The organism is Pseudoalteromonas sp. P1-25, from assembly GCF_001401805.1.
Classification (GTDB): Bacteria; Pseudomonadota; Gammaproteobacteria; order Enterobacterales; family Alteromonadaceae; genus Pseudoalteromonas.
In genome coordinates this window covers 15,484-40,784 of sequence record NZ_LKDW01000015.1, presented here as the reverse complement: position 1 = coordinate 40,784, position 25,301 = coordinate 15,484, and the positions used below count along the sequence as shown (strand labels likewise).

21 protein-coding genes and 1 pseudogene are annotated in these 25,301 nt (G+C 41.6%); 3 read left to right on the top strand and 19 right to left on the bottom strand.

The annotated features are described in order from the left end of the window. Positions 1-28 precede the first annotated feature (28 nt). From AN393_RS10990 to AN393_RS10950, 9 genes are all read right to left on the bottom strand, one after another. A complete protein-coding gene (locus AN393_RS10990) occupies positions 29-2,014 on the bottom strand; it encodes a flagellar hook-length control protein FliK (protein ID WP_055018060.1) in 1,986 nt (661 codons plus the stop codon). A gap of 89 nt (positions 2,015-2,103) precedes the next feature. Then, on the bottom strand, positions 2,104-2,550 hold the full coding sequence (gene fliJ / locus AN393_RS10985) for a flagellar export protein FliJ (protein ID WP_055018059.1): 447 nt from the start codon (positions 2,548-2,550) through the stop codon (positions 2,104-2,106). Then, the gene (gene fliI / locus AN393_RS10980) at positions 2,550-3,884 is read right to left on the bottom strand and encodes a flagellar protein export ATPase FliI (RefSeq protein WP_054982998.1); all 1,335 of its coding nucleotides are present in this window, start codon (positions 3,882-3,884) and stop codon (positions 2,550-2,552) included. The genes fliJ and fliI overlap by 1 nt, the downstream gene beginning before the upstream one ends. Before the next feature lie 18 nt (positions 3,885-3,902). Further along, positions 3,903-4,712 (bottom strand): flagellar assembly protein FliH, encoded by an 810-nt coding sequence (fliH, locus tag AN393_RS10975; RefSeq protein WP_055015920.1) that lies wholly within the window; start codon positions 4,710-4,712, stop codon positions 3,903-3,905. 3 nt (positions 4,713-4,715) lie between these two features. Continuing rightward, positions 4,716-5,756 (bottom strand): flagellar motor switch protein FliG, encoded by a 1,041-nt coding sequence (fliG, locus tag AN393_RS10970; RefSeq protein ID WP_004588291.1) that lies wholly within the window; start codon positions 5,754-5,756, stop codon positions 4,716-4,718. Next, positions 5,749-7,464 (bottom strand): flagellar basal-body MS-ring/collar protein FliF, encoded by a 1,716-nt coding sequence (gene fliF / locus AN393_RS10965; protein WP_055015919.1) that lies wholly within the window; start codon positions 7,462-7,464, stop codon positions 5,749-5,751. Before fliF ends, fliG begins: the two co-directional genes overlap by 8 nt. A gap of 20 nt (positions 7,465-7,484) precedes the next feature. Then, positions 7,485-7,817, bottom strand: coding sequence for a flagellar hook-basal body complex protein FliE (gene fliE / locus AN393_RS10960; protein ID WP_004588289.1), 333 nt, complete (start codon positions 7,815-7,817; stop codon positions 7,485-7,487). A 173-nt stretch (positions 7,818-7,990) separates the two neighbouring features. After that, complete coding sequence (locus AN393_RS10955; protein ID WP_055015918.1) at positions 7,991-9,415, bottom strand: sigma-54 dependent transcriptional regulator; 1,425 nt, start codon at positions 9,413-9,415, stop codon at positions 7,991-7,993. A gap of 11 nt (positions 9,416-9,426) precedes the next feature. Then, positions 9,427-10,524: a PAS domain-containing sensor histidine kinase gene (locus AN393_RS10950; RefSeq protein WP_055018058.1), complete on the bottom strand. Its 1,098-nt coding sequence runs from the start codon at positions 10,522-10,524 to the stop codon at positions 9,427-9,429. A 132-nt stretch (positions 10,525-10,656) separates the two neighbouring features. Here AN393_RS10950 and AN393_RS10945 point away from each other — a divergent pair, with 132 nt between their 5' ends. After that, entirely contained in the window at positions 10,657-11,247 is a 591-nt protein-coding gene (locus AN393_RS10945) for a DNA-3-methyladenine glycosylase I (RefSeq protein WP_055018057.1), read from the top strand. Positions 11,248-11,540: 293 nt separating this feature from the next. On the opposite strand, the gene AN393_RS10940 is transcribed toward AN393_RS10945, so the two are convergent. Continuing rightward, on the bottom strand, positions 11,541-12,977 hold the full coding sequence (locus tag AN393_RS10940; protein ID WP_055015915.1) for a sigma-54-dependent Fis family transcriptional regulator: 1,437 nt from the start codon (positions 12,975-12,977) through the stop codon (positions 11,541-11,543). 355 nt (positions 12,978-13,332) lie between these two features. On the opposite strand from AN393_RS10940, the gene fliS reads away from it, so the two are divergent. Beyond that, on the top strand, positions 13,333-13,734 hold the full coding sequence (gene fliS / locus AN393_RS10935) for a flagellar export chaperone FliS (RefSeq protein WP_055015914.1): 402 nt from the start codon (positions 13,333-13,335) through the stop codon (positions 13,732-13,734). 4 nt (positions 13,735-13,738) lie between these two features. Continuing rightward, on the top strand, positions 13,739-14,035 hold the full coding sequence (locus tag AN393_RS10930; protein ID WP_055018056.1) for a hypothetical protein: 297 nt from the start codon (positions 13,739-13,741) through the stop codon (positions 14,033-14,035). A 106-nt stretch (positions 14,036-14,141) separates the two neighbouring features. Here AN393_RS10930 and fliD read toward each other — a convergent pair whose 3' ends face one another. The 9 genes and pseudogenes from fliD to AN393_RS10890 form a co-directional block, all read right to left on the bottom strand. Beyond that, a complete protein-coding gene (gene fliD, locus AN393_RS10925; RefSeq protein ID WP_055018055.1) occupies positions 14,142-15,548 on the bottom strand; it encodes a flagellar filament capping protein FliD in 1,407 nt (468 codons plus the stop codon). 56 nt (positions 15,549-15,604) lie between these two features. Continuing rightward, positions 15,605-16,039 carry a flagellar protein FlaG gene (locus AN393_RS10920; RefSeq protein WP_055018054.1) on the bottom strand — a complete coding sequence of 145 codons (435 nt, stop codon included), beginning with the start codon at positions 16,037-16,039 and terminating at the stop codon, positions 15,605-15,607. Positions 16,040-16,204: 165 nt separating this feature from the next. After that, the gene (locus AN393_RS20730) at positions 16,205-16,786 is read right to left on the bottom strand and encodes a flagellin (protein ID WP_408003055.1); all 582 of its coding nucleotides are present in this window, start codon (positions 16,784-16,786) and stop codon (positions 16,205-16,207) included. After that, positions 16,766-17,686, bottom strand: a pseudogene (locus AN393_RS20725) (flagellin hook IN motif-containing protein); the annotation flags it as partial. The pseudogene AN393_RS20725 and the gene AN393_RS20730, both read right to left, overlap by 21 nt. A 310-nt stretch (positions 17,687-17,996) precedes the next feature. After that, a complete protein-coding gene (locus tag AN393_RS10910) occupies positions 17,997-19,502 on the bottom strand; it encodes a flagellin (protein ID WP_055018052.1) in 1,506 nt (501 codons plus the stop codon). A 275-nt stretch (positions 19,503-19,777) separates the two neighbouring features. Beyond that, positions 19,778-21,046: a flagellar hook-associated protein FlgL gene (flgL, locus tag AN393_RS10905; protein ID WP_055016793.1), complete on the bottom strand. Its 1,269-nt coding sequence runs from the start codon at positions 21,044-21,046 to the stop codon at positions 19,778-19,780. 2 nt (positions 21,047-21,048) lie between these two features. Further along, a complete protein-coding gene (gene flgK, locus AN393_RS10900; protein ID WP_055018051.1) occupies positions 21,049-23,055 on the bottom strand; it encodes a flagellar hook-associated protein FlgK in 2,007 nt (668 codons plus the stop codon). A 1-nt stretch (position 23,056) separates the two neighbouring features. After that, entirely contained in the window at positions 23,057-24,073 is a 1,017-nt protein-coding gene (gene flgJ, locus AN393_RS10895) for a flagellar assembly peptidoglycan hydrolase FlgJ (protein ID WP_055016791.1), read from the bottom strand. 124 nt (positions 24,074-24,197) lie between these two features. After that, positions 24,198-25,292 (bottom strand): flagellar basal body P-ring protein FlgI, encoded by a 1,095-nt coding sequence (locus AN393_RS10890; RefSeq protein WP_055018050.1) that lies wholly within the window; start codon positions 25,290-25,292, stop codon positions 24,198-24,200. Positions 25,293-25,301 lie beyond the last annotated feature (9 nt).

The window sequence follows — 25,301 nt, the reverse complement described above, 5'->3', positions numbered from 1 at the left end:
CTTGTTTTAGTTATTATAATAGCAGTACTTATGCATAGTAATCTATTGATGATGAAGTTTGTTGTCGAGAACTTTGTGGGTTACCCCCATCTTGCTCATCATTTTTATCGTGCTGTGTATTTTTATTAGCCGATTGACCTTGCGAGCGCTCCTCGCCTTCATCGCTTTGCTCATTACCTGATTGCCCATAAGAAATAGAGCTTTCGCCTAAATCAATGCCCTGCTCGGCTAACATTTCACGTAAACGCGGCATTGATTGTTCGAGTGCTTCTTTAGCTTGCTGATTTTGCACCACAAAATTTATTTGTGCTTGCTCAGCATCACTTCTGATACGAATTTGCATACTACCCATTTCTGGTGGATCTAAGCGAATTTCAGCTTCTTTATTGCTAATACTTAGCATTGAAGATACACGCTCTTGAAGCATTTTAGCTGCATCACTTTTAACAATATTAATAGCCTGCATCATACTTGCATCTATATTCACCTGCTTAATTTGCGCGTTACTACTTTGTAATTGCTGCGACTGTATAGCTTGGCTCTCTAAAATAGACTGCTCATAACGAGCGCTGTCGTACTGAGCATTTATTTGTGCCTGCGTGTTATTCATTGCATCGGTTATCAGCGTAAACACCTGGGCTACACGGGGCAAACCAGTACTTGTTTTAGCCTCTTTAAGTAAGCTTTCCAGCTCGGCTTCTAAGGTGTTTAACTCTTCTGGAGTTACAGCGTCTTGTTCAATACTAGAAGGGGGGTCAGCATTAATCATGGCTTTATTTTGCGGTGTACTCGCATTTATTGCAGCATTACTAGCTTGCTGTGCATTTAAAGCCACATTTGCAGAGCTTGAGACACTTTGCGCTTTGCTCTCACTAAGCTGCGTATCAAGCATAGTTTGTAAGTTACTTATTGTTTCATTTACTTTTTTGAGCGTATCACCTGTCGGTTGCTCGTTACTCACATAGCTTTTTAATTGACTAAGTAGTGCCTGCTTTTCATCGCTATTTAAGCTTTTTAACTGAGATTGAATTAGCTCACTGCGCGTGCTTGTCTGTTTTTCGTTTTGTACGACAAACTCTGTAAGTAATTGTTTAATGGCGCTTGCGCGATCATCACCTTCACTTGGCGTGGTTTCAGTAAATGAGTTTTTAACTTGCTCGTTTAACTGTGCACGTTGCGCTTCGCTTAATGAGTTCAGTACTTTAGATGTCGTTGATAGCTCTGACTGCGTAGATGTACGAGTCAGTTCTTTGGCTAATTGCTCTATGTCTGCATCGCTTATAGGCAGCGCACCTTCAGCATTTGACGCAGTGCCTGGCGCTTTTGTATTTTCAGCACCTTCACCGTCACTATTTACAATAGCCGCGTTGCTATTAGTTTTATTGATTTGTGTTTGCACTGCTTCTGCTACTGGGTTTTTAGCAGCACTACTTGCTAGGCTCTCATTTTTTAACGAAGGGGCTAAATTTTCTACAGCGCTTTGCTTAGTCGCTTTAGGTTCAAGCTCAGCGTTTGTAAACGCGCCTTTTTTGCCGTTGCTATTATTATCAGTTAAAAGAGTATCATCGGCTTTAGTCGTTATGGCGTCGGTTTCATTAGTTTCACCTAATTGCGAAGCTAAAAAGCTAACACTTTTATCACTCTTTTGTGCACTTAATTCGCTAAAGTCACTATCGCTACTGCCGTGTTTTTTTACACTTACGTCAATCACTTGCGAGGAGTTTATTTGTGCTAAAACGCTGTCGCCAGATAATAGCGTATCTTGTGTGTCATCACTCGATGAATCTGTCGGTTTTTTGCCATTGGCTAGCTGCTTATCATCAGATGGCAATAAAGCACCTGTTTGGTTAGGAGCCTCAGAATTAGCAGGCAACACAAAGGGTTTATCTGCATCTTGTAGCTGGCTTAAAAAAGCATCACCAGATTCGTTACCTGCAGGTAAGTTATTGTCTTTAAATGCTAAAAAAGAGTCTTTTTCAGCTGTTGCCAACATTGAAATATCGTTTATTGCCATAATTCACCTACACAGCACTGCGGCAAGTTGCCACCGCACTTTGCCAAAATTAATTACCACCTACCAATAAAGCAATAAACGCGCCAGAGTTATAAACTTCTACGGCGCTGAAAAAATTGATTAGCAGAAAACTCGTCCAGCATTTTTTGCTCACTTTTTGCCATTAACGCCTCCGCTTTTAGGTTTTGTTTTTCAATTAGTTTTGCCACGGCTTTTGCTTTTACCTGCTGCTTTAACCATAAAGCTTTACGCTGTGATACAACTTGCTTAGCAGTATTTACCGTACTGGCTTGCTGGCGAATTGCTTCTTCAATTTTTGCTATAAAGGCATGGTACTGGCCAAAGCCCGCGCTTGATAAACCGGACTTTCCTTTCACATGTAATTGCTGAGAGTATTCTAATCTAAAGTTGTTTAACCCTTGCAGCTTTTGTTGGTTAGCTTGTAAATTTTGATTGGCTTGTAAGTAGCTCATGCGCAGGTTTTCTTCTTTGTCGTTTTCGAGCTTAAGCAGTAAATCGAGCTTGTTTTTTGCCATTATGCTTGTCCTAGTAATTGAGCTAGGCCGTGTAAACCATCGTCATAGCTTATTACATCACGCATACCTTGCTGTAAAAATGCATTAACGCGCGGCATCATATTAATAGCTTGGTCAAGCATTTGATCAGCCCCTTTTTGATACGCACCTAAGGTGATCATATCTTTATTTTGCTGATACATTGAATACACTTGTTTTAATACGCGGGCCTGCTGCATGTGCGGCTCAGATACCACTTGCGGCATAACACGAGAAATTGATTTTTCGATGTCTATTGCAGGATAGTGACCGCTATCGGCTAAGTCACGCGAAAGTACAATATGCCCATCTAAAATAGCACGTGCTGCATCGGCTATAGGGTCTTGCATATCATCGCCTTCACTGAGCACTGTAAAAAACGCAGTAATAGACCCTTGCCCTTCGCCGCCATTTCCCGCTCGTTCCACCAGCGCCGGTAATTTGGCAAATACAGAAGGCGGATAGCCTTTTGTAGCAGGGGGCTCGCCCACCGCAAGCGCTATTTCACGTTGCGCCATGGCGTACCGGGTTACAGAATCAAGCAGTAACAATACATTTAAGCCTTGATCACGAAAATACTCAGCAATAGTGACTGCACTTTCACAACCTTTTAAGCGCATAAGAGGCGATGCATCAGCAGGAGCGGCTACCACAACAGAGCGTTTGCGCCCTTCTACACCTAATATTTCTTCAATAAACTCTTTTACCTCACGGCCACGCTCTCCCACTAGGCCAACCACAATAACATCGGCTTCACTGCCACGGGTCATCATACCTAAGAGTACTGACTTACCTACACCAGAGCCTGCAAATAATCCCATACGCTGGCCTTGTCCTACAGTAATCACTGAGTTTATTGCCCGTACACCTACATCCATAGGTTGGCTAATTGGTCTTCTCGCGAGGGGGTTTATAGGGTTTTGTGCAAACTTTAAATAGTGCTCTGCGTTAATTTTTCCTAGTCCGTCAAGGGGGCGGCCTAAGCCATCCACTACACGGCCCAGTAAGCTCATACCAACGGGTAAACCTGTATCATTTACTTGTGGAATAACACGTGCACCAGGTAACACACCGGAAATGTGGTCATTAGGCATTAAATATAGAGTTTGCTCACTAAAGCCTACCACCTCGGCATCCACAAAGCCCGACATAGTTTCTATTTTACATTGGCTGCCTACAGGCGCACGTAGCCCTTTCGCCTCAAGGGTTAGCCCGACTACTCGGGTTAAAATACCCGCTACAGCAGGTTTAAACGCTGCAATATGTTGTTGGTATTGATTTAAGCGTTCGCTTAGAGGTGCACGTTGAGCTGCCATAACACGCCACAAAAAAGATTAGATACCGCTATTATGCAAAAAGCTATCCAACGTTTCTTTGACACGGGTTTTTAGGGTCATATCTAAAGATGATTGTGGCGTTTTTACTTCGCAACCGCCGCGCTCAAGGGTTGGCTCTGCAATGAGCTGCCAATTATTCTCTGCTATGGTTTGTTCACCGTAGCTTTGCTTTACCAGCTCTAAATCGTCCGGATTTAAATGCACGCGAACTTTTTCTTGTTCAGTATTGAGTGCATCTATGCTTTTTTTAAGTGTATGTAATATAACATCGGGCGATGTTTTTATTTCTTGATAGGTTATAGCTTCAGCCAACATAACCGCTAATTGCACTAAGTGCTTTTCTGCCAGTTCGTCCACTTTATCAAGCGGAGCGCTGAGGTTATCGATAATACTACGCAAGCTGGTTAACTGCTCTTCTATTAAGGGCTTAACATCTTCTTGGCCTTGTGTTTTACCAAGCTCTACCCCTTCTTTGTAACCTGCTTCTTTACCTTCACCAACGCCTTTTTCAAAGCCATCTATATAGCCTTGTTCGTGCCCTTGCTTTAAGCCTTCCTCATAAGCATCTTGCCTAATGCGCTCAAGCTCCGCCATAGTTAGAGAAGGCAGCTCAGGCTCTTGCGGCTGCTCGTTCTCTATGGCTTCTTCTTCGACTTCTTTTTTATACAAATCAGAAAGTGGTGTGCCAAAAGCCGTCGAACGATTGCCAAAACTGCGTTCATCAGGCGCAACATCAGGTATTGGCCAGTTTTTTAAAAGCTCATCAGCTTCATCTGCATGCAAAGGGCGCCCTTTTAATTTAGACATAGCTTACAGGAACTCCTCGCCGCCACCGCCGCCTAATTGAATCTCACCCGAGTCAGATAAACGCCTTGCTGTTGAAAGCACTTCTTTTTGGGCCGCTTCTACTTCACTTATTCTAACTGGTGCCATGGCTTCTAAGTCATCGGCAAGCATTTCGGCAGCACGTTTAGACATGTTGCCCAAAATTTTATCTTTAAGCGCTTCGTCAGTGCCTTTAATTGCTTTCATGAGTACGTCTTGCTGTACTTCACGTAGTATGGCTTGAATACCGCGGTCATCCACATCCATAAGGTTTTCGAATACAAACATAAGATCTTGAATTTGCTGAGACATTTCTTCATCGTGTTCACGAATAGAATCCATCAACTGCCCTTCAACATTTGTATCTAGGTAGTTCATGATATCTGCCGCAGCTTTTAAGCCACCCATTTTAGCGGCTTGTGCACCTGCTTGGCCGGCAAATTGTTTTTCCATAATCTCGTTAAGTTCTTGTAAGGCTGCTGGTTGCACTTCTTCAAGGTTTGCAATACGCATGGTTAAATCTAGGCGCACTTTTTCAGGAAATTGCGCTAGGATTTCTGCCGATTGCTCTGGCTCTAAATACGATAAAACAATGGTTTGAATTTGCGGGTGTTCATTACGAATAATATTAGCAACCTGCTTTGAGTCCATCCATTTTAGTGAATCTAAGCCTTTAGCGCCCGAGCCCATTACAATTTGGTCTATTAAACTAGCTGCTTTATCTTCACCTAATGCGGCGGTGAGCGCCTTTTTAATAAAGTCTTCTGACTGGAAACCAATAGTACTAAAGCTTTGTATTTGCTCTATAAATAAATTATGAACTGCGCTAATTTTAGATTGCGATAAGTCATCTAACGCAGCCATAGCCATACCTACCTTTTGCACTTGCTTAGGCTCTAAGTGCTTTAGGATTTGCGCTGCGTCTTCTTCAGATAAGCTCAATAAAAGAATCGCGGCTTTATCTACGCCATCTAACTTGTCAACATCAAATGCTGGCGGGAGTTGTTTTTGTTCTTGATCAGTCATCTTCTGTTAACCACGCTTTCACTACTTGTGATGAGAGTTCCGGTTCGTTCGCTACAAGTGCTCTTACCGCTTTAAGCAAATCTTCGTCGCCATGTAAGTCTGGCAGCTGCAGTGTACCATCACTTGAGAAACCAACAGCAGCAGAATCAAAGTCTTTATTTAGCATATCTAGCGTGCTATCGCCAATATCAACCCCTGAGCTTAATGCATCTTCGTCGTACTCTTCAAGCGTATCATCTGGGTAGATCAAGCGCTTAAGCATAGGCTTAACAACCGCCATAATTAATACAATAATAACTAAGGCGCCAAGCACAAGGCGGATGATTTTCATAAACCAATCTTGTTCCCACAGCGGTACTTCTAAGTCTAAATCAACTGCTTCACGCACAAATGGTACGGTTACCACTTCTAATGCATCGCCACGTTGCATATCAAAACCCACCCCACCTTGTAATAGGCGACGTATATTTGACAAAGCTTCTACTGAGCGCGGTGCCATGGTTGTTTCGCCGTTTTCACCTACTTTGGGCACATAATCAACAGCTACCGATACGCTAATTCTGCGAATAACCCCTGTTTGTTGACGCTTATGCGAAATGGTGGTGTCTAGCTCAAAATTACGCGTAGCCTCTTTATGCACTCGGCTTGGATTGGTTGCCGTACCAGCATTGCCCTGGCCTGCCACTTCTGGGATAGTTGAATTCATAGGTGGTTGATTAGTAAGTGCCCCAGGAATACCTACCGCTAAGCCACCTATGTTGTTTTCTTCAAATGTGGTTTCGCTTCTGACTGCTGGTAAGTCTGGGTTGTAGCGCTTTTGTGTTTCCTCTACTGAGCTAAAGTCCATGTTTAAATCAACTTGCGCCGTGTAGTTACCCAAGCCGACTACAGGAATAAGAATACTGTCTATTTTTTCTAAATACTCTTGCTCACGCTTTCTTTCAATGTCGTACTCTTTACGAGAGCGTGCTGCTAATGAGTCTTGTGAGCCAGAATTAAGTAGACGGCCGTTTTGATCTGTTACTGTCACACGTGCTGGCTCGAGACCTTGTACTGCAGAGGCAATCATATCAACGACTGAATCAATCTCTTCACCATCAAGCGTACGGCCACGTTTAAGAGTCAATACCACTGTGGCTGATGGCTTTTTCTCTCTGCGTGCGAATACGTTTTCTTTTGGGATGGCTAATAAAACTTTAGCGCGAGTAACGTTGTTTAGTTCTTCTATAGTGCGGGCAAGTTGTTGCTCGCGGCCATGTTTTAAGCGCTCACGCTCGAGCCGTTGGCTCACACCAAAACCCATATCTTGCATTATGATATCGGTGCCTGAGGTAGGACCTTGCTCTAAGCCTTCACGCGCCATCAATAATTTAATGTTTTGATACTCGCTTTCATCAACCGAAATAACGTTGCCGTCTAGCTCGTAGTCAATTTTTTGTGCATCTAAAAAATCAAGTGTTTGGATCAGCTCTTCTGTAGGCATTTTGCCAAGCGGACGCATATCGGGTTGGCGCGCCCAAATAATCACAAATATGGCAATAGCTAAACAAATAGCCAGCGCAATAATTAGGGTAACTTGGCGAAGCACATCAACCCCATTTAAGGCGCTTAAGTAGCCCGACTTTTGTTCTTGTTGCTCGTTGTCTTCACTTTGGTCAATACCGCCGCCAGCAAGAGCAAGATCTGTTGATTGATTAGATTGCGCCACAATAATTCTCCACTACCTACTTAAACAGGCATGTTCATAATTTCTTGGTATGACTCAACAAGTTTATTTCTTACTTGTACTGTAGCCTCAAATGCCACTGATGATTTTTGCGAAGCAATCATTGCCTCAGCAAGCGATACACTTCTGTCACCCATTTCAACAGCCACGACTTTTTGTTTCGCATCTTGTTGTAGGCCATTAACCGTATTTAATGCATCGCTTAGTAAGTCACCAAATTGAGCCGATGACGTTGGCTGAGCTTGCGTGGGTAGCTTATTAATTTGATTTGTATGGCCTGCTTCTAAGGCCATTGATTGCATTTCTTGGAATAACGCGCTGTTTTGAATTTTCATAATTTTCTCTGGCAAATGCAGTTAACGTTCATAAAGGGATTAAAGCACAAAGCGTGCCATAAAAATAAACCTTTAATAACATACAGTTAACTATTATTTTTAAGAGTCAGAGATTTGACAACCCTAAACTAAGCGTGGTTAGTTTAGGGTTATGTACAGAAGGGAGAGTTAGTTTATGCGGGTAGTGAAATACCTAAATCGCGCATTTGTGCGAGTTTATAACGTAAAGTACGCGGGCTGATGCCAAGTGTTTGTGCAACATCTTTACGTTTGCCTTGGCAACGGGCGAGGGTTTCTAAAATTATTTTATGCTCTTTATCTTTTAGCTCATCTTTATAGCTGCCAGTATCTACGCTCGGCAGTGAGCTACTCGCCTCTGCAGGCGTTATTTTGTCATCATAATATGCGTCACTGGGAGTACTCTCTTGCTCAGGCGCTATAACCTGAGTAGGCGCAGTGGTGCTCGACGCTTGCATTAAATTTTCAATAAAAATAGCCTGCTCGCCAATTACACTGCCCGTTCGCAAAATAAGCGCACGTTGAATTACATTATCAAGTTCGCGCACATTACCTGGCCAGGTATGGCTCAATAGTTTTTGCTCGGCATCGCTATCAAGCGTTGCTAACGGCTCTTTATTTTTAACTAAATGGCGCTCTATTAAATGCTTAGCCAATACAATTATATCGCCTGGGCGCTCACTAAGTGGTCGCCACATTAATGGGAATACATTTAAGCGATAATATAAGTCTTCTCTAAACTTATTATCTGCAACAGCTTCTTTAAGATCGCGGTTACTGGTTGCGAGCACTCTCACATCGAGTGAAATTGTTTTGCGCGCACCTAAACGCTCAACTTCACGCTCTTGTAATACTCTTAATAGTTTAGCTTGCAGCCCTAAGTCCATTTCTGTTATTTCATCAAGCAATATAGTACCACCTTGGGCTTGCTCAAATTTACCTGGGCACGCTTGTATTGCACCAGTAAAGGCGCCTTTTTCATAGCCAAACAAGGTGGCCTCAAGCATATTTTCGGGAATAGCCGCGCAATTAATTGCCACAAAAGGCGCATCGCATCGGTTTGATTTATCGTGAATATATCGCGCTAATACCTCTTTACCTGAGCCACTAGGGCCAAGCACCATTACACTTGCATCTGAGCGAGCCACTTTACTTGCAAGCTCTAATAGTTGAATACTGCTGGGGTCGGCTACAATTGGGCCATCTGTGTCTTTTGGTTTTTCGGGTAAATAGCGGCTAACCATATTTAAAAGCACCTCAGGGGCAAATGGTTTAGCCATATAATCAATTGCACCTAAGCGCATTGCCTCTACGGCATCATCAATCGTTGCGTAAGCTGTCATCATTAATACGGGGAGTTCTGGGTAGTTAAGCTTAATGCTCCTGAGCAAATCTAGGCCGCTCATCGCGCCCATTTGCACATCACTTACAACCAATGAAAACTCAGATTTCTTTAATTGGATCATGGCTTGCTCAGCACTTTGCGCTGCAACGCAGGCAATACCTGACATTTCTAACGTGTCTATGAGTGCTTCTCTTAAGCCTGCATCATCTTCAACTACCAGTATTGTATTGCTCATGCTGTTTTCTCCTACGTTGAGGCCGTGCATATGGGCAGCAATAAACTAAAACATGCACCACCATTGGCATTATTAACCACTTCAACACGTCCTTGATGCGCATTTGCCACAGAACTTACAACAGCAAGCCCAAGCCCTGTACCTTGGCTTTTAGTGGTATAAAACGGTTCAAAAATTTTCTCTATTTGGCTCAGCTCTACCCCAGGGCCGTTATCGCATACGCTAATACGTACGGTGTCAGGTTCGCTACTATCGCGCTGCGCTTTTAATGTCACCTGTGCTTGGCTGCCAATAATTTGAATACTATTGTGAATAAGGTTTTGAATAGCGCTGGCCAGCGCAGTTTTATTACCGGTGATTTCTATATCTGGCTCTGGTAACTCAACAGCAAGTTCACTGTTATTTAAGGCCACCATTGCATCAGCACCTAGTTTTACTTCGTTTAAAAGCTGCTGCATAGACACTTGCTCAACCACTTGCTGCTCACCACTTTTAGCAAAAAGCAGCATATCGTTAACTTGGGTTTCTAAATCTTTTAAACGTGACATAAGCTTGGTTTGAAAGTTATCGCGCGATGACTCAGGCAGCTTTTTAGAGCCCAAATTGGCCGCGTATAACATAGCTGCAGAAAGCGGTGTACGCACTTGGTGCGCAAGCGATGCCACCATTTTACCAAGCGCACTCAAACGTTGCATATGTGCAACACGCTTTTGCAAACGACGGGTTTCTGTTAAATCGGTCATTAATATAAGCTGACCAGGCTCTGGCGCAAGTGCAGTAATATCAAGTTTTATAAGTCGGCCATCTTTGAGCGACACTTCATGTCCATCATCTTGGTGGGGACGAAAAGAGCGTTGAATAATGTTAAACCATTTCTCTCCTTCGAGCGGCTCGCCTAACATATCAATCGCGATTTGATTGGCTTTTGCAATAAGGCCTTTGCCATCAAGTACAACAACACCTGCTGGCATGGTATCAACTAAGTGCGACAGCCAACTTGCTTGTTGTCTTAAATCACTTAATTCACCAATGTACTCTTCTTGAAGTAAACATGGGTTATACTGATTTGCAGTAATAAACTGTGGTTTAAGTACACTCGCAAGGGCCATAATCAAATCTCTTAATGATGTAGATACAGGGCTTAATGCAGAATTTATACCAAAATTATTTTATATATTTTTCATTTAGTTAGCTTACAATAACGCGTAACAAAAAAATGACGCACAAAAAAAGGAATAATAATGAGTGAGCAAAATAAATGCCGTTGTGCGTGGCTCGACACCACAAAACCAGACTATGTGAAATACCATGATGAAGAATGGGGGGTGCCCCTTTATGACGACACACTATTATTTGAATTTATTACGCTAGAGTCAGCACAAGCGGGACTCAGTTGGTACACTATTTTAAAAAAGCGTGCAGGGTATAAAAAAGCATTTGCCAACTTTGATGTGCAAAAAGTGGCTAACTTTACAGCCGGTGATATAGAGCGGTTAATGCAAGATAAGAACATAGTACGTAACCGATTAAAAATAGCTGCCACGATTAATAATGCTCAACGGTTTATCGAAATTCAAAAAGAGTTTGGCGGCTTTAGTCATTATCAATGGCGATTTGTGGGCAATAAACCAATTATTAATAATGTAAATAGTGATGAAGACGCTCCTGCAATGAGCGAAGAATCAAAAGCATTTGCAAAAGATTTAAAAAAACGAGGCTTCAAGTTTTTAGGGCCTACAACGGTGTACGCACATATGCAGGCCTGTGGCATGGTAAACGATCATAGTAATGATTGTTTTAGAAAAGAAGAAATTATAAAGGCTTTTGGTTAATAAGTGATTTATTACCATAAAAGTGATCTGTTCACAAAGAGGATAAGAGACGCTTCGCTTTAGAGCACTAACGTGTAAGCTAACTGTGGTTTCTCATTTAACCTCGTTTTTTTGGGTCTAAGTAATTAAAAGCTGCGCTTTTTACGCGAGCAAGCTCAGCGTCTACCGTCAAAGTTTAAGTTTGCGTTTATCTTATAGACGCCAAGCTTGCTTGCGTGACGGGCAAAGCCCGTAAATTAATTCCTCAAAAATGAGTAATAAATAACGAAAAACCTATCAGCATTTGCATACTACTAATCTCGTGACAGATTGTACTTTTTCATTTTTTCGACAAGTGTTGTACGCCTTACACCTAGTATTTCTGCAGCGCGCGCAACAACGTAATCAAAACGCTCTAACGCTTGGGTAATTAAGCTTATTTCAAGCTCGGCTAAATACTCTTTAAGTTCAATGCCCTCTTCGGGTAATACGCCAGATCCCTGTTGGCTAAATTCAGGCTCTGGTTCATTATCATAATCGCTAAAACCTGAGCTAAAAATATCGTTAAAGGCATCTTTTTCAAGTAGCTCTTCAGGGTATTCAGGCTCGTAGGCATCTACCTCGATGTAGCGGTATTTATTAGGTAAATCGGGTACATCCACTACTTTTTCAGGGAACATAATCACCATGCGTTCCACTAAATTAGCAAGCTCACGGATATTACCAGGCCAAGCATGTTCTTTGAGACTCTCAACTGCGCGCTCTGTAAATTTAGCCGACGTACCACTTTGCTCATTAACACGGCGCATTAGCTCTTTAAGTAATAAAGGTATGTCGTCAGCACGCTCATTAAGTGACGGGTTTTCAATAGGAAACACGTTTAAACGGTAATATAAATCTTCCCTAAAGCTGCCCTTTTCAATCATTTCCTCAAGGTTGCGGTGGGTAGCGGCAATAACACGTACATCTGCTTGAATCGCTTTTGTGCCACCTACACGCTCGTAGCTACGCTCTTGTAATACGCGAAGTAGCTTAACTTGCATTTGCAGTGGCATGTCGCCAATTTCATCTAAAAACAGCGTACCGCCTTGCGCTAATTCAAACCGCCCTTTACGTGCAGAAATAGCGCCGGTAAACGCCCCTTTTTCATGGCCGAATAACTCACTTTCAAGAAGCTCTCCTGGAATGGCACCACAGTTTACTGGTACAAATGGCCCCGTATTGCGTTTAGATAATAAATGTACATTACGCGCAACCACCTCTTTACCCGTACCCGACTCGCCTAAAATAAGCACGTTTGCATCGGTCTTAGCCACTTGCTCTATCAAAAAGCGTACGTTTTTAACCGCGTCAGTTTCCCCTACTAAACCATCAAATGTTTTATGTGGCTTATGATGCTTGTGACTTCCAGGAAGCATACGTTGGTACTGTTGGCAGTCGTGTAATAACTGTGTGGTTACTTCGTGATTAAACGGCTCACAAATTAGTCCCACTACATTAGCAATGCTTAATAATGGCTTGAGTGTTTCACCAATGAGTAAAAAAGGCAGGGTTGGGTAGCGTTTAATTAAGCCTTCATGATCTAAGCTTTGTAATGCGCCTAAAATAACAATGCATTCTTGCTGTTGATACTTACTACATACTTCTTCAAAGTCATTTTCATCAAGCAACTGCACAGCTTCCCCAATAAAGGTAAGTGATGCATGTAATCCTATTGCACGGTTATTATTATTATCTAAAATCAAGATCATAGTTAGCGAGCCATAATTTCACTAATTCATTTTATTAGCTAAATTGTAAGCGAGATCTGTATGGATGCAAGTAATAGCGGCGGTTTTTTGACATAAACGCCAAAAAATAGACATCGCTATAAAACAATAATACTTAATAATTAAAACTTAAGTATTGTTTTGTTGTTTAATACTTAAAGCTAATGCCATGTCTTGTTTTTTCTTAGTGTATGAATCTACGTAGGTCAAAAATATAAACTATAATTAACTTAAGTTGAAAGCAACAATGCCGATAACTAAATAAATGCAATATGCTTGGCATTAATATTGCTTTTGTTACGTACAGACGATTTTACATATTTATTTAGGATTTTCCATGGCTCATGTTTCATTAAAAAAATATTCTCAAGTGCGCGCCAGCAACATCGCAGAAATGGCGCCCTATGAGCAAATTAACCTTATTTTTAGTAACATAATTGGCCGCTTGGCCGCTACTAAAGGGTTTATTGAGCGCAAAGAAATAGAAAAAAAAGGCGAAAACATCTCTGCCTGTATTTTACTCTTAGGTGCATTACAAGACGCGCTTAATTTAGAAGTGGAACAAGATCCGAGTATTTCAAATAATTTATTAGCACTTTATGACTACTGCCAAAGACGCCTTGTGCAAGCAAATGTTGATAATGATATTGAGATTATTTCTGAAGTAGCTGGCATTATTAAAGAAATTAAAGAAGGGTGGGATAGCATTCCTGTCGATCAGCGTAATCCTGCGGTATAAGCTAATGGCTTTAGAGGAAACAAGCAAAGCTGAGCATATTAATCAATTGCTCAGCAAAATCGAATTATTAGTGCAAAGCAATAACGCTGATGAAGCTCCCCCTATTATGGATACTTTAAATAGTGAGCTTAAGCGCTGGTGCGAAAGCGATAACCCGCCTACCGCCGAGCAACTTGTGGCTGTGCAAACCAATATCAACAACATTAGCAAGCAGGCAAATGCTGTAAAAAATGAATCATCTAAAGCCATAATTAAGCAAAAAAAAACAGGTAAAGCAATCTCGGCTTATAAATCGGTATAGCTACTTCTAGCAGTTTTAAAACTTACTAGGCATCTTAAAGGCAATATTTAGACATAAAAAAACCGTTTTTAAACGGTTTTTTTATGTTCATAATTGATATGGAAAATTAAGAATTATTACTCACCACACCAGGCATATTTTCAAGCTGCGCTTGCACGTAACTACTTGTCGAATTGAGGCTCGCTACCAATAAATCCATGGCGTTGTATTGAGCGTATAGCCTGTCAGATAACGATTCCATTTTACTTGTCAGGCTTTCGCGCTGTTCATCAATATCTTCTAATTGATTTGTTTTACTGTCGATACGGTTTTGGATAATGCCGTCAGAGTCAGTATAAAAACTCATTAACTCATCAAACGATTGGGCAAAGCCGCCTTCGTCTTCATCAGTGCCTACAAAAAACTGCTGCACTAAGTCGACATCTTCATCAATTTTTTCATTTAAAGTCTCGGTATTAAGCGTCAATACTCCATAACGATCGGCTTCAACACCTAATTGCGAAAGTGATAATGAGTTGCCATTGCCTAAATCTACAGAGTCGGTAATCTGCTCTCGCAACTTAGACATTACACCGCGTAGTAACGAATCACCGGCCATTACACCAGCACCATCTTCGCTTGATGCCCCTAAGTTATTACTAAGTTCAAGTAATTCATTGTAACTAGAAATAAAATTGTTTAAGCCCGATTGGATATTGTTATTATTTTCGGTTACCGATATATCACTTAAATCATCGTCAGTACCCTGAGCTTTTTTAGCGGTGATTGTTATACCGTCTATAACATCAGTAAACGTATTTGAAGAACTACTAACTGTGAGGGAGCCATCGATAGTAATTGATGCATCGGTTGCAGCAATAATTTCAGAGGCGTTTTGAACACCAGCAGAATCAAATGCTAAACGAGACAATCCATTAGTGTCGGTGTTATTACCATCAATATCGGTTACCTCGACTTTAATCTCGTTCTCAAGTCCGCTATTTTTAGCTGCCAGCACTAAATGCTGACCGGTATCATCCGTTATTATTGTTGCGTTTATGCTGTCGTTATCGCTGCTATTGTTAATTGCATCTCTTATTTCACTTAAGGTAGCGGTATCTGATACTTCAATATCAAAGCTATTCTCGCCGGAGCTGAATGTCATAGTACCTTCACCCACTGCAGCGTCAGCATCGAATGCTTCTGATAGTATTTTATGCTCTGTAGCAAGGTTATTAACCTTTACAGAATAGCCACCTGGCTGGGCGTCTTCATCAGCACTGATAGAGATAAAATCATCATTGCCTGATGCACTACGTTTTTGATAGTTATCAGCGTCACCTAGCGCTTCCATTGCTGTTTGTACTTGCTGTAGCGCAGACTTTAAAGCACCTACAGCAGAAATATCAGTAGTTAGTGTACTTTCTTGAGTGTTTAAACGAGCCTCAGCTGGAGCCTGCTCAGCATTAACTAGCGCATCAACTATATCTGATACCGCTAAACCAGAGCCTAAACCATTAAACGAAATAGACATACTTCACCTCTTTAAACCCAAAAAACTTAACTAATAATATATCAACACTACGGCGATTATACTGTTTGGTCGATTAAAATACCTGCAGACTCAGATAGTTTAGACACTAAACTTAATACTTCTTCCGAAGGGTATTGCTTAATTACATCACCACTTGTTTTATCAAGTATCTTAATTACATCACGCCCAGAGTCTTCATCAACTTGAAATTGCAGAGTACGGTTCATCTCCCCCATAAACTCCTGCAATTGCTGCGCCACTTTTTCAAGCTGCTCACGTTCAAGCTGTTGGTTTTTCGGACTATTGTCCTCCGAGCTTTGTTGTGTATATTGTTTATTTAGCTGGTTTTGTGAGCCTTGTTCATCCATTTTATTTACGTCATCAACAGCGCGCTGAGTCAATGTTGATCCACTCTGCCCTACTTGTTTATCTTCACCAGTTAAAGATGTTGATGCTATCGTAACTTCTGCGTTTGAAGTAATGGTGTTCATAACGCCTCCTAGAGCTGCCGAACTTGTATAATTATTAGACTAACAATAGCTTAATTTATACCCTTAAACCACAAAAGGAGGTAGCTAAAGCCACCTCCTTGTTTTAAAACTAATACTGACTTTATGTACTAGCTAGCTATTCATTAAGCTATAACGTTTAACTTATTAACCTAATAAGCTAAGTGCTGTTTGTGGTAACTGATTTGCTTGAGATAAGATTGACGTACCTGCTTGTTGCAAGATTTGGTTTTTAGTCATCTCTGCTGTTTCAGTTGCAAAGTCTGTATCTTGAATACGGCTACGTGATGCAGATACGTTTTCTTCAATGTTAGCAAGGTTACTGATAGTGTGGTCAAAACGATTTTGAACCGCACCTAAACCAGCTCGTTGAGCATCGATGTTAGCAATTGCGTTATCGATAATTGCTAGTGCATCTTGTGAATCTTTTTGTGATAAAATATCAATTGAATCAACATCAACTAGTTTACTTGTAGTTTCTGCAGCTGGAGCATAAGACGCATCACCTGGTGTTACAGTAAATACTTCAGATGAATTCACTTGAACACCGCCAGTAATTCGCGTAGCACCAGTTGCATCAGTCAAGTTTGTTGCTATTCCATCAGTACCATCATAACCTTGAGGTGTCACTGCAATGTCAACAGTTGGAGTACCTGCAGTATCTGTAACATTCTCAATAGTAATGTCATCACCATCGTTGTTTGAAATAGACAGCACACCGTTATCGATAGAAGCTGAAACACCGTGTTCGTCTGTTTTAGCATTTATTGCCTCAGCCAAAGCTTGATTATCACCATCAGCATTACCCGTTGCTACAAAAGAAAGTTTTTCTCCGTTTAAATCTAAACTTACTGTTTCATCAGCCGCAGCAGCTACAGCAAAACTTAAATTAGCTTCTGTTCTTGCTTGCGCTGTAACACCTGTTGTACTTGTCGCACTATTGATTGCCGCAGCCGCTTCTTTTGCGGTTGCGCCAGCTGCAATATTTACTGTTGAATCTTCACGGCCAGAAATAGCAATTGTACTACCTGCTACAGCACTAGTTGCTGGTAGCGTTGCAGCTGCTGTAGTCGCTTGACCAAAGCCTCCAGCTGCTGCTGATTGAAGGTTTATTTGGTTTGTGCCAATTTTATCAGCAGCAACACTTGAAAGTGAAACATTAATTGTTTCGTTAGAATTAGCACCAATTTGAAAAGACTTAGAACCAAAACTACCATCTAAAAGCTGTTGACCTCCGAATGATGTTGTTTCTGCAATACGTGTTAATTCAACTTGTAATGCAGACACTTCTTTTTGTAGTGCTTCACGGTCTTCTGAAGAGTTTGAGCCGTTAGCAGATTGTAGTGCTAGCTCACGCATACGTTGTAAAATACTTGTAGACTCGCTCATTGCACCTTCAGCGGTTTGTGCCATTGAGATACCATCGTTAGCGTTACGTTGTGCTACTGCTAAACCATTTACTTGCGATGTTAAACGGTTTGAAATTTGTAGGCCTGCCGCATCATCTTTTGCGCTGTTAATGCGCATACCTGATGATAAACGCTCCATTGACGTTGCAAGGTCAGAGCCTGAAGTAGAAAGGTTACGCTGAGCGTTTAATGAAGATACATTTGTATTTACTGAAATCATAATAAAACTCCTGATTACTTTCGTAATGTGACTGTTTAGATTTAACCAAGAGCTGTCACAATTGTATGTTCAAGCTCTGTACTGGTTAAGTTAACGGCAGGAGAAAATTTATCTTTAGCGTTATTTTGATTTATTTTTAAAGTTATTAATAAAATAAACCTAAACAACTAATTTTAAAGGAAATAATAAATTCACCTTCCCCCTAAAAAAGTTTTTAATTCACGTACAGCGTGCTATTTTTGGACAAAAAACAAAAAAGCACACCTATCAAGGTGTGCTTTTTTATCAGTTTCATTAATAGCGTTTATTACTAACCACCTAACAAGCTAATCGCAGCCTGTGGTACTTGGTTTGCCTGCGAAAGGATTGATGTACCTGCCTGCTGCAGTATTTGGTTTTTAGTCATCTCTGCTGTTTCCGTTGCAAAATCGGTGTCTTGAATACGGCTACGCGATGCGGTTACATTTTCTTCAATGTTTGCAAGGTTGTTAATTGTAAAGCTAAAGCGGTTTTGTACCGCACCTAATCCCGCACGCTGCTCATCAATATTGGCAATGGCATTATCAATTATTGAAAGCGCATCCTGAGAGCCTTTTTGAGTAGTCACATCAATATCAGCTGCATTTTCAAGTTTACTGGTGGTCTCATTAGTAGTCGCAGCTAAAGATGTATCATCTGCAGTAGCAGTAAACACTTCTGCAGAATTAAGCTGAATACTTCCCATTACTCGTGTTGAGTCTGTACCAGTACCACTGGTAAGTGTTACTGCGGTATCTGGGTTACCATCATATGAAGCTGCGGTAACAGCTAAAGTAGCAGCAACCGGCGTACCTGTAGCATCCGTCGTTTCAAAATCTTCGATTACGACGTCTTCACCTTGATTATTAGAGATAGTTAGCACGCCATTTTCAATTACAGCTGTAACGCCGTGCTCATCTGTACGCGCATTTATCGCTTCAGCCATTGCTTGCTCATCGCTGTCTACATTAGCAGTGGCCACAAACGATACTTTTTCGCCATTTAGCTCAAAGCTTACTATTTCATCAGCAACGGTAGCTGCACCACCAATATCAAGAACAGCCTCAGTACGCGCTTGCGCAGTAACGCCGGTAGTCCCCGTCATTTGGTTAATTTTAGCTGCGGCATCTTTTGCTGTGGTACCTGCTTCAATATTAATTATTGAATCATCACGTCCTGAAATCGTATATGTACCCGCAGCGACTGAGTTTGCAGGTGCAGTAGCGCCAGCCGCTACGGCAGTACCAAAGCCTGTATTTGCAACACCTTGTAAGTTTAATTGGTTTGATCCAATTTTTTCAGCTGCAACGCTTGAAAGTGATACATTAATGGTTTCGTTAGCATTAGCGCCTACTTGGAAAGTTTTACTACCGTAACTACCATCTAGTAACTGTTGACCACCGAATGAGGTGGTTTCTGCAATACGGGTTAGCTCAACCTGAAGTGCTGATACTTCTTTTTGCAGTGCTTCTCTATCTTCTGCTGAGTTTGAACCATTAGCCGCTTGCAGCGCAAGTTCACGCATTCGCTGAAGTATGTTGGTCGACTCACTCATCGCACCTTCAGCGGTTTGCGCCATTGAAATACCATCATTGGCATTACGTTGAGCCACTGACAAACCATTTATTTGAGAGGTTAAGCGGTTTGAAATTTGTAAGCCCGCCGCATCATCTTTTGCGCTATTAATACGCATACCTGATGATAAACGCTCCATTGAAGTTGCTAGGCCTTCGCCAGATTTTGTTAAGTTACGTTGTGCGTTTAGTGACGACACATTAGTATTTACTGTTAATGCCATTTGACCATCTCCTAGGTTTAAACAGAGTGTGGTTCAACACGTTTTAACAGGAACCACTATTCGATAATTTCTTATCATTAGAAAAGCATTTACTGTGCCAACTTTAAAAAACATTTAAGCGGTTGTTTTTAAGTGGCTTTTTTAAAAGTGTTGGAGAGTTAACGAAGCGTTAAATGTTTAGGTATTAAAGTGACAAATTATTGCCACGCTAATGAGGGAGGTTTTTGCCGCTTTATGCTAACTAAAGCGGCAAGGTATTTCTGCTTATAATTTATTTACAAGTAATCAAATAATGAAAGGTTAGTTAAACGGCCAAATGTGGCTTGCGAGGCTTGAAGTGCGGTTTCTTGTTTAGTGAGGTCACTAATAGCTTCTGCCATATCTACTTCTACTAGATCAGAAAGGTTGCTTTTGTTTTGTATATCTTGCGCAAGGTTTGAGTCGCTTACACTTTCAACCGCATTCATACGCCCGCCTAAGCTCGCTTGCGTATACACGACTTGCTCACTTGCATTTTGAAGCTGTACTACACCATCAGCTAGCACTTGCTGAAAATCATTGTTATCCAGTGTGCCATCATTAAGCCCTGTAATGAGTGATTGTAATGTATTAAGCACATTTTCTTTGTGCGGCTTTTCGAGGGTAAAATCAAGCTGGCCTGGTGCTTCGCCTTCAAATTCGATTTTCATTCCAGCAAAATCGATTGGCTCATCCGTTATCTCGCCAACTTGTGCAGGGCTTAGCGACACACCGTCACGCAATATTTCATAAGTATCGGGGTCATTAGCGGTAGCGCCTGGCGTTATTATAACATTATACGTGTTCGCTGTTGCCGCAGCGGTTGGGTCAGCATTGTAATTATCTTGATGGAAACGGTCGAACTCTGTTTGACCATCTACATAAACCGTGCCCGCTGTAATATTATTTGCAGGGGTAGTTACCGGGATAGCAGCTTGATTATCTGTAACATCTAACCTTGCATCGCTTTTTTCAAATGTATCAAAACCGTTATCGCTTGATTTAATACTCACCCCTTCAGCAATGGTTATAACATGCTGGCCTTGATCCCCATTATAAGTGTACTCACCTGTTGTAGAGTCAAACTGATAGGGTTGAGTGCTGTCTTGGTAGCCTGAAAATATAAACTTACCATCTTCTGAGCGGGTATTCATCAAATTGACGAGTGTTTTTTGTATTTCACTCAGCTCAGCCGCGATTGACTCTAAATCATCTTGAGTATAAACACCATTACCTGCTTGAATCGCTAGCTCTTGCGCTTGTTGGATATTGGTATTTATACTTTGTAAAATGGTTTCTTCAGTCTCAAGTCGGCCAGTTAATTGGTCAATATTTTTAGTATATTGCTCATTTGTTTGTATTTTATTTGAATACAGCATTCCTTGCGAGATAGCGGCAGGTGCTTCTGAGGTAGTTAAGTATTTTTTACCTGTTGTTACTTGCTCTTGTGCATTAGCAACACTTTGTTGGTTATCGAGTATTTTATTAATGTTGTTTTGATACATTAAGTTATTTGATAAACGCATAATTACCTCGCCGCACTTAATAAGGTGTCAAAAACTTCTTGGGCAGCAGCCAATACTTGAGCTGATGCCGAATATGATTGTTGAAAACGTAGTAAATTGGCAGCTTCTTCATCAAGGTTTACACCCGATAGTGATTCATACCAGGCTTCAGATTGCTGGGCTAATGCATCAAATGCACTGGCACTGGTAATGGCTTGACCAGTGACTACACCAATATCACTCACTAACCCCGAATAGGCTTGATTAAATGTGTCGTGATTATCAGCTGCTGCTGTTGTCACTACATTTTTACGCACTAATTCGCCATTTTGTAAATCAGCGAGCTTTAAACCATTGCGGTTATCATCAAAGCCGCCTTCGTTAAATTCAAGGGTGAAAGTGTCTCCAGTGGCTGGCGTGCCTTCAATGTCAAAGTCAAAGCCATAGTTGCTATAAGGTGCACCAGCCTGAGCCAGTATACCCTCTGCCGGTGGCGTTATAGTAAAGGTTGTGGTGCCATTTGCATCTGTAATTTGGTATTCATTTGCAGCGCCCGTTTTAACAAGAGTGATATCACCATTGGCTAAACCAGGGGCGGTGGTAAAGCCACCCGATGTAACGCTTGTTACCTCTCCAGCTGAAATAGTGGCAGTGCCTACATTATCTATACTGTTAGCTGTACGAATAGGCGATGCCAGAGCTAAGTCTTCACCGCGGCTTGTCGCAAGAGAAATACTGGTCGCCGCCTCAGAGTTAAGTTTAATTTGAAACTGATCGCCAGTATTACCTGTACCCGTTACATTAATTTGTAAACCAAACGACTCCCCACTTGTAATGTCGTCTGAGTCAATAACACCAGATGGCGGTATCGTCGCTAAAGAAGCGCTGCCTATCGGCTCCCCTTTATTATCAACGGGCTGAATGCTCACTTCATTTGCATTAGCGGTATAAGTAACAATAAAGTCGCTGGCAGGCAGTTCACTGCCCTTACCGGCCTCAAGCGTGGCAGTTAAACTGGCACCGCCGGTATTATCTTGGTATGCATAAGCGCCCACGGTAGGTATGGTAAAAATATCACCGCCTAGCTCACCGTTAGCATCCATACCCAATTTATTTTGCTCGTTGAACGCATCTGCAATTGCCAATCCCATTTGGCCAATCTGGTTTTGTGCAGGCACAAGTATGTCGTCTCTAAAAGCCAGCAAGCCGCCAATTTTGCCTTTTAATTTGCTTGCATCTATTTCTAGCGGCACGGCTTTGCCGCCATTAACATCAAGCGTCAATTCTTTAAAATTAGGATCGGGGTCGCCCGACAAAGAAAACAAGTTAAATGTACCGTTTTCCATAACTAAAGACTCACCGCTGCCCATAAATACGAGTTTTTCGCCATTAGGGCCATCGAGTGTTTCTATATCTACGAGCTCTGATAATTCACGAATAGCTAAGTCGCGCTGGTTATAAATAGAACTCGCGTCTGATGCGTTATTAGTACCATTTACGACTGCAATTTCTTGGTTTAACGTATTTATATTTTGGATGAGTGAGTTGGCTTCTTCAGAAAAAACCTCAAGCTGCTCATTCACTATACCTTGTTGCTCAAGCACAATACCTGAGAGCCTGTCCATTTGATCAACTAAACTTTGCGCATCGGTCATTACGAGTGAACGAGCAACTGATGAAGACGGCTGATTTAGCGCCTCTTGCACGTTATTAAATAATGAATTTATGCCGGTTGATAAGTTGTTAGACTCTTCCGAAAAAATAGTATCAACACGGTTGGCTTCTGTTACGAATTGATCAAAAAACGATTTATTTGACGTATCGCGGTTTAACTGCGACTGGGCAAATTCGTTCAATAACCGATATGTTTCGCCGCGCCCTACTTGGTTATCTACCATAGTGGTAAATTCAGTGCGCTCACGTACGTAGCCTTCGGTATTTACATTGGTGATGTTTTTACTGGTCGTTTGCAACAGTTCAGAGCTTGAACGCACCCCTGAACTGGCAATATTTAATAAACTAAACGACATATTACTTCACTCCTTGGGTAAACGCGCTTGTTGCAATATTTTTAAGCTCACTACTATTTAGCACTTTTTTTATTTTGCTCGCGTAATTAGGGTCCGTTGCATAGCCTGCTTTTTGTAGCGAATCTAAAAATTCGTTTGGCTGTGCTGTTTTTTGTAATGCTTCTTCGTAACGTGGGTTTTGCGTTAAAAAATCGACAAAGTCGTTTACGCTTTCTTTTATAGAATCATAAGCTCTAAAACTTGCTTGCTTTTTAACAGGCGTGCCTTGCTCAAATTCAAGCGTTACTTTACTTGCTTTGTCGCCTTCCCAGCTTTTATCTGATTTAATATTAAACAGGTTATTTGAGCTATTACCGTCACTTTTATTAATAATATGCTTGCCCCAACCAGTCTCAAGGGCCGCCTGAGCGACCATCACTGCAGGGTTTAAACCTATTTTTTCGGCCGCTGTTTTGGCATGCTCCCACACTGCACTCACAAACTCTCCAGCATTATTAAATGTCGGTTGCTGTACAGGCTGTGTTGGGGTTTTAGTGTCTGTTGCTTCGCTGCTGAGGGCTAAGTCGTCTTTATTTACTTGCTCAACATTATTCAGTTCTTCGTGGGGTAGTTCAGAGCCTGCGCGTTTATCACTGATAAAGTCGTTGGTTGTTCTTAACACTGAGCCAGGCATAAAGTTTTCAGCCTCTGGAGAGAGCTGCTGCACAATTAAATCAGCCAAACCTAAAGACCCATTTGATGAAAGCTCAGAAGAGAGCTGCTGATCGTGCATTTCTTCAAAAAACTTTACGCCGCTAGAATTAAATGGGCTGTCTTCATCTTCAAATGCTTCGTTAGCTTTACGCATGCCTTTTAGAAGCATCTGCGTAAAAATAGCTTCAAATTGTGCCGCTGCTTTTTTAAGCGCCGCTTTAGAGGCATCAGTAGATGCATCACCGCTGTTTAAGGCGTCTTGACGTAAAGTATTAAGATTACTTAAATCAAAAAAGTTTTGCTTATCGAGGTGATTTGTTTCCATCAGCTTTTTGACACAAAAATGAATAATACTTCGATAAATGCAAAAATTAAGCCAAAGGCATTTTAAAGGCAGGTTTTATTAAAAAAGCTCGGCTACATTGTTGTAACACCGAGCTTTTAATAATTTAAATAACAACAAGCTGTCCGTTAATTGCACCCGCTTCTTTAAGGGCTTCTAAAATAGCCATTAAATCGCCAGGTGCTGCACCTACTTCGTTTATAGCACGCACTAAGTCATCTAAGCTGACGCCTGGGTTAAATACAAACGCACGAGAATCATCTTGGTTAACGTCAATAATACTTTGCTGTGTAACAACGGTTTCGCCTTCTGCTAACGGATTAGGCTGCGTTACATTTTGCTGTTCAGCAATCGTAACTGTTAGGCCGCCATGGGTTATTGCCGCAGGCTGTAGCTTCACATTTTTGCCAATGACAATTGTGCCTGTGCGTGAGTTAACAATGATTTTTGCAGAGGTGTCAGCAGGCTTAAACTCTAGGTTTTCAAGCGTTGATAAATAAGACACCCTTTGCGATGCATCACGCGGGGCAATAACGCGTACTGAGGCTGCATCAATCGCCTGTGCACTATTAGGACCAACTAAATCATTAATTGTTTTTTCTAGACGTTTTGCAGTAGTGAAGTCTGGACGATTTAAGTTAAACGTAATGTAGTCGCCTTGCATAAAAGGACTTTTAACTTCGCGCTCAACTGTAGCTCCGTTTGGTACGCGGCCGACGGTTGGGGTATTAATTACTACTTTGCTACCATCAAGCCCTTGTGCACCTAAACCCCCTACTATTAAGCTGCCTTGTGCTATCGCGTATACGTTACCATCAACCCCTTTCAAGAAAGTTTGTAGTAATGTGCCGCCACGTAAACTCCCTGCACTGCCAATAGAAGAAACCGTAATATCAATTGTTTGCCCTGGCTTTCTGAACGGCGGCAGCTCAGCATGAACTGCCACTGCAGCTACATTTTTAATTTTAGGGCTTTGCGTTGAAGGTAAGGTAATTCCAAAACTGTTTAGCATGCCCCTAAAACTTTGTTGCGTGTAAGAGTTTTGCTCCCCTGTGCCAGGTAGCCCCACCACTAAACCATAGCCAACCAATTGGTTGGCACGGACCCCTTCAACCATAGAAACATCTTTTATTCGTTCCGCGCTGGCAGTAAATTGCCAGCCTAGCAGTATGATCAAAATAAACGCTTTAATGTTTTTCATACTACTATC